This window comes from Sulfuricaulis sp., from assembly GCF_049587675.1.
Taxonomy (GTDB): Bacteria; Pseudomonadota; Gammaproteobacteria; order Acidiferrobacterales; family Sulfurifustaceae; genus Sulfuricaulis.
The window spans coordinates 1-5,732 of record NZ_JBAVEJ010000286.1 but is presented as its reverse complement, the minus strand read 5'-3'; the positions used below and the strand labels follow the sequence as shown (position 1 = coordinate 5,732).

Sequence of the window (5,732 nt, the reverse complement as noted above, 5' to 3'; positions counted from 1 at the left end):
GTCGCGCGCTCCGGGCGGCCTTTTCTTTCGTGGCTTTCTTTTGGCCGAACAAAAGAAAGCCACCCAGGGTGCAGGGGCGGAGCCACCCGCAAGTAGCTTTTCAACTCGTGCGCAGCGCACACTTCATGATTCTTTGACGTATGGCATAATTGTATATACAATTTAAGATGTACAGTTGCCGGGGCGGCCGATGCGCATCGAATGGAGCGATAACAAGAACCGCGTCAATCAGAAAAAACACGGTGTTAGCTTTGAGTTGGCTCAGGAAGTCTTTAACGATCTGCTGGCGCTGAGCCGGCACGACAGGATTGAGGGCGGCGAGGAACGCTGGCATACCATAGGCATGGCGGAAGGCGTCATTCTGATCGTGGCACATACGTTCAGTGGCCGTGGAGACGAAGAAGTCATACGGGTCATTTCAGCAAGAAAGGCGACGAAACATGAGCAAAGATTCTATGAAGAAGGTCAAGACTGATTCCAGACGAAAGAGTCAGATACAGGCTCTTAAAAAGATGAAGGATCAGGATATCAATTTAGACGATATCCCAGAAATTCTCGACTGGAGCAAGGGTGTTCGCGGTAAGTTTTATCGTCCGGTGAAGCAAGCCATCAGCATTCGGGTGGACGCTGATGTTCTGACCTGGTTCAGAACTCGCAGCGGAAAATACCAGTCGAAAATGAATGAGGCTTTGCGGGAATACATGCAGAAACGTCGTCGCGCATAGCGGAATTGTTCTTTAAAAGAATAATATCTCCCACCCCTGATTTCTCCCACGAGGGAAGAAAGGAATGTCGATCGGTGCGCATGGCGCACCCTACATATAAGAGAAAGGCTATCGCAGGATTTTCTGATCCATCAATAAATTCAACGTAAACCTCACCCCAAACCCCGTAATATCCGTCGGAATATGAGCAAGCCCGCCCTTGTGATTCCCCGCCGACAAATCCACGTGCACCCAATCCGGGTCATTGACTAAAAACTTTTTCAGAAACGTTGCGGCGAGGATGTGGTCGGCGTCGCTGTCGAGCGTGCACTGCTTGATGTCGGCGATGTCGCTCTTGAGCGCGTCTTCGTAATCCTTGGGCAGTGGGAACGGCCATACGCGTTCGCCGGAGGCGTTGCCGGCGTCAATTAAAACCGGAACCAGTTTTTCGCGGTTGGTCAGCGTGCCGCTCATGCGCGTGCTGAGCGCGCCGACGCAGGCGCCGGTGAGGGTCGCGTAATCGACGATGAGTTTCGGTTTTTGTTGCGACGCGAAATAAAGCGTATCGGCCAGAACCATGCGGCCTTCGGCGTCGGTGTGGATAATCTCAATCGTTTTGCCGTTGGCGGCTTTGACCACGTCATTTTGTTTATAGGCTTTAGGGCCGATGTGGTTCTGCGCCAATGCCAGCCAGCAGTCCACAGAAAAATCCGCTTTCAGTTCTGTCAGCGCCAACAGAGTGCCGAGCGCCACGGCGCTGCCTTCCATGTCCTCGTGCATGCCGTGCATGTGACGCGCCGGTTTGAGGTTGGTGCCGCCGGTGTCGAAGCAGATGCCTTTGCCGACCAGCGCAAGGGCTGGTTTCGTGGATTTCTTTTTCGGTGTGTAGCGCAGGTGCAGGATGCCGGCGTCCGGCTCCGGGCTGCCCTGAGCCACGGCGAGGAAGGCCCCGGCGCCACGCGCCTTGAGTTTCTTGATATCAAGAAATTCTGTCTTCCAGCCGTATTCGCGCGCCAGCTTCTCGATGCGCCGGCGGTAGTTTCCCGGCGTGAGCTCATTCGGCGGCAGGGCGGTGAGATAACGCGCGAGGTTGTTGCCGCGTGCCTCGGCGATGGTGCGGATGTAACCGTTTGACGCCACGTGACCATATATATGTATATCACGCAGCTTGGCCGGTTTTGCCGGTTTGCTTTTGTAATCCGGCAGGGAAAAATGGGCTGCCAGAATGGCGGCCATTACCGCTTCGCAAGCGCGCTCCGCCTCCTTCGGCTTAAGTCCGAGGCAGGCGACCAGCAGTTGTCCAGGCTTGTGGGACTTATGTGCCGCCACCATGCCGCGCGCCAGCGTCAGCAGCTCAAAGACTGAGCTATCCGGATCGACACCGCCAATACTGACGCGTGTGCCGGTTTTATTAGGTATCTCGGTGGCAAAGGGTTTGCCGCTGTCGAGTTTATGGCTGGCGCGCAAGAGTCGCTGAGCAATCTCTTTCCCATACGGCAGTGAATTCAGATCGGCATCCTTGGCCGGAACCAGTAATATGGCATTTGCGTGGATATCCAGCGTTTTTTGAGCCAAACGGTTGGCTTCTTGCCTGATCTTCGGAATTTCAGAATACATGCGCGCCTCGCGTCAAAATTTTTATCGAATTGGAATCGAAATTGGGCCTAAAACTCTGTTTGTCTTGACCTGTTTGAGCAAAAAAACGATCATACCGCGCGCAAAACGGAGATGATACGGTTGTGCCGGTGGAGTTGGTTGACGCCGGCTTACAGGCGGTACGATTTTCCCGTATCGGCCACCCGCTGCCTGAGGAGATTCATGAGACCGGCCGACTACGAATGACGCATGGCACAAACGGAAGTCCTGTTTTACCCGCTGCCGCCAACCCGGCCGTAAGAACACCGCCGGACATCGTTCCCGGGCCGAGAGTTGCACGATCCGGATTTCCCGCGGGAGGCAGAGTTATTAACCCGGCACGATTGTTATTAAACGAAGGGCATGTCTGATCTAACAGTACAGCGTTCCGATAGATAGGCGTGCCGGGTTAATAACAAAATTCATTAAGATTTCTGATTATTGCGGCGGCATGATTTATATGGATGTGATACCGAGTGTCGATTATGCCCGAATGGCTCAAATAGTTTCATGCCGTCGCAATAATCTGAGGAGTGCGAGACCATGGCCGCTGTGACCCCGATACCTCCGAAAACCGACGTCGACGCCCAGGAGACCCAGGAATGGCTCGATGCACTGTCGGCCATCATCCAGCAGGAAGGCCCGGAGCGCGCGCATTACCTGATAGAGAAGCAGATCGAGCTCGCGCGCGCCGCGGGCATCAACGTGCCGTATGCGGCCAACACCGCCTACGTCAACACGATTCCCCCCGACCAGGAAGTTCGTTCGCCCGGCAACCACGCGCTCGAGGACCGCATCCGCTCGTACGTGCGCTGGAACGCCCTCGCCATGGTGCTCAAGGCCAACAAGGGCGATTCCAGTCTCGGGGGACATATCGCGAGCTACGCCTCGGCAGCGACGCTTTACGACGTCGGCTTCAATCACTTTTGGCGCGCCCCGTCCGAAAAGCACGGCGGAGACCTGATCTATATGCAGGGACACTCGGCGCCGGGTTTCTACGCGCGCGCCTTCATGCTCGGGCAGCTGACCGCCGGGCAGATGGACCATTTCCGTCGCGAGGTCGACGGCAATGGTCTTTCCTCCTATCCGCATCCCTGGCTCATGCCCGATTTCTGGCAGTTCCCGACGGTGTCCATGGGCCTCGGGCCGATCCAGGCGATCTACCAGGCGCGCCTCATGAAATACCTGCACGCGCGCGGCATCGTCAACACCGAAGAGCGCAAGGTGTGGTGTTTTCTCGGTGACGGCGAGATGGACGAGCCCGAGTCGCTCGGCGCCATCGGCATGGCCGGGCGCGAGAATCTGGACAACCTGATCTTCGTGGTGAACTGCAACCTGCAGCGGCTCGACGGGCCGGTCCGGGGCAACAGCAAGATCATCCAGGAACTCGAGGCCGGCTTCCGCGGCCACGGCTGGAACGTGATCAAGATCATCTGGGGCAGCTACTGGGATCCGCTGCTGGCGCGCGACCGCATGGGGCTGCTGCGCAAGCGCATGGAGGAGTGCGTTGACGGCGATTACCAGACTTTCAAGTCGCGCGACGGCGCGTACGTGCGCGAGCACTTCTTCGGCAAGTACCCGGAGCTGAAGGAGCTGGTGGCCAGCTGGTCGGACGACGATATCTGGCGGCTCAATCGCGGCGGCCATGACCCGCACAAGGTGTACGCGGCCTACCACACCGCGATCCATCACAAGGGCCAGCCGACGGTGATCCTCGCCAAAACCATCAAGGGCTACGGCATGGGCGAGGCCGGTGAGGCGCAGAACATCACGCACCAGCAGAAAAAGATGGGCACGACCTCGCTGCAGGCATTCCGCGACCGTTTCAAGCTGCCGCTGACGGACGAGCAGCTCGATAAGCTGGAATACATCAAGCCGGCCAAAGACTCGCCGGTGTACAAGTACATGCGCGAGCGGCGCGACGCGCTCGGCGGCGATATACCCGCGCGCCGCCGCAAAGCGGTGCCGCTCGAGGTGCCGCCGTTGTCGACGTTCGAGACTCTGCTCAAGGCCTCCGGCGAGGGCAGGGAGTTTTCCACGACCATGGCCTTCGTGCGCCTGCTCGGGGTGTTGCTCAAGGACAAGCACCTCGGCAAGCACATCGTGCCCATCGTCGCCGACGAGGCGCGCACCTTTGGTATGGAAGGGTTGTTCCGCAGCCTCGGCATCTGGTCGCAGCAGGGCCAGCTGTACACGCCGCAGGACAGGGATCAGCTCATGTTCTACAAGGAGGACGCGAGCGGCCAGATCCTGCAGGAAGGCATCAACGAGGCCGGTGCCGTGTGCTCATGGATCGCGGCGGCGACCGCGTATTCAACCCACGGCGCGCAGATGATCCCGTTTTTCATCTTCTACTCGATGTTCGGTATCCAGCGCACCGGGGATCTCTGGTGGGCCGCCGGCGACTGCCGCTCGCGCGGCTTTCTGCTCGGCGGTACCTCGGGCCGCACCACCCTGAACGGCGAGGGCCTGCAACACGAGGACGGGCATTCGCATATTGCGACGGCCCAGATCCCGAACTGCATGTCCTACGATCCGACGTTCGCTTACGAACTCGCCGTCATCATGCAGGACGGCCTGCGCCGGATGTACCAGGAGCAGGAGGATATTTACTACTACATCTCCGTGATGAACGAGAACTACGAACATCCGGCGATGCCCGAAGGCAGCGAGGCGGGCATACTCAAGGGCATGTACCGCTTCCGTCAGGGTGGCGCCGGCGACGGACCGCGCGTGCAGCTGCTGGGGTCGGGAACGATCCTGCGCGAGGTCATCGCCGCCGCCGATCTGCTCAAGAACGACTGGGGCGTGGAAGCCGATATCTGGAGCTGCCCGAGCTTCACCCTGCTCGCGCGCGACGGCAACGAGTGCACGCGCTGGAACCTGCTGCATCCGACCAAGCCGCCGCGTACGTGTCACGTGGGCGAGTGCCTCAAGGACACCGGGGGCCCGGTGATCGCCTCGACCGACTACGTGCGCGCGTTCGCCGAGCAGATCCGGCCGTTCGTGCCGCGTCGCTACACGGTGCTCGGCACCGACGGATTCGGGCGTTCGGATACGCGCGAGAAGCTGCGCTATTTCTTCGAAGTCGACCGCCACTGGGTGACGCTCGCAAGCCTCGCCGCGCTGGCCGAGGACGGCGCGATCGATCGCCAGAAGGTGGCCGACGCGATCAGGAAATACGGAATCGATCCCGGGAAACCGAACCCGCTGTCCGTCTGATGGCGTGAGTCGTCAACGACAAGAACAACAGATGCCCAAAACACTGGAAGTCAAAATCCCCGACATCGGCGACTTCGCGGAAGTCTCCGTCATCGAGGTCATGGTCAAACCCGGCGATACCATCAAGCCGGAAGACCCGCTCATCACGCTCGAGTCCGACAAGGCGACCAT

At 58.9% G+C, this 5,732-nt stretch carries 5 protein-coding genes; 4 read left to right on the top strand and 1 reads right to left on the bottom strand.

The window, feature by feature from the left end:
• The first annotated feature begins 190 nt into the window (after positions 1-190).
• Together WB402_RS14610 and WB402_RS14605 are read left to right on the top strand one after the other, a co-directional pair.
• Positions 191-475: a BrnT family toxin gene (locus tag WB402_RS14610; RefSeq protein ID WP_424209115.1), complete on the top strand. Its 285-nt coding sequence runs from the start codon at positions 191-193 to the stop codon at positions 473-475.
• Positions 456-725 carry a BrnA antitoxin family protein gene (locus tag WB402_RS14605; RefSeq protein ID WP_424209113.1) on the top strand — a complete coding sequence of 90 codons (270 nt, stop codon included), beginning with the start codon at positions 456-458 and terminating at the stop codon, positions 723-725. The genes WB402_RS14610 and WB402_RS14605 overlap by 20 nt, the downstream gene beginning before the upstream one ends.
• Before the next feature lie 108 nt (positions 726-833).
• Here WB402_RS14605 and WB402_RS14600 read toward each other — a convergent pair whose 3' ends face one another.
• Entirely contained in the window at positions 834-2,321 is a 1,488-nt protein-coding gene (locus tag WB402_RS14600; protein WP_424209111.1) for a M17 family metallopeptidase, read from the bottom strand.
• A 561-nt stretch (positions 2,322-2,882) separates the two neighbouring features.
• On the opposite strand from WB402_RS14600, the gene aceE reads away from it, so the two are divergent.
• Together aceE and WB402_RS14590 are read left to right on the top strand one after the other, a co-directional pair.
• Entirely contained in the window at positions 2,883-5,561 is a 2,679-nt protein-coding gene (aceE, locus tag WB402_RS14595; protein ID WP_424209109.1) for a pyruvate dehydrogenase (acetyl-transferring), homodimeric type, read from the top strand.
• Between the two features lie 31 nt (positions 5,562-5,592).
• Positions 5,593-5,732, top strand: a 140-nt coding sequence (locus WB402_RS14590; protein WP_424209117.1) for a biotin/lipoyl-containing protein, incomplete at its 3' end; no start/stop codon positions are given.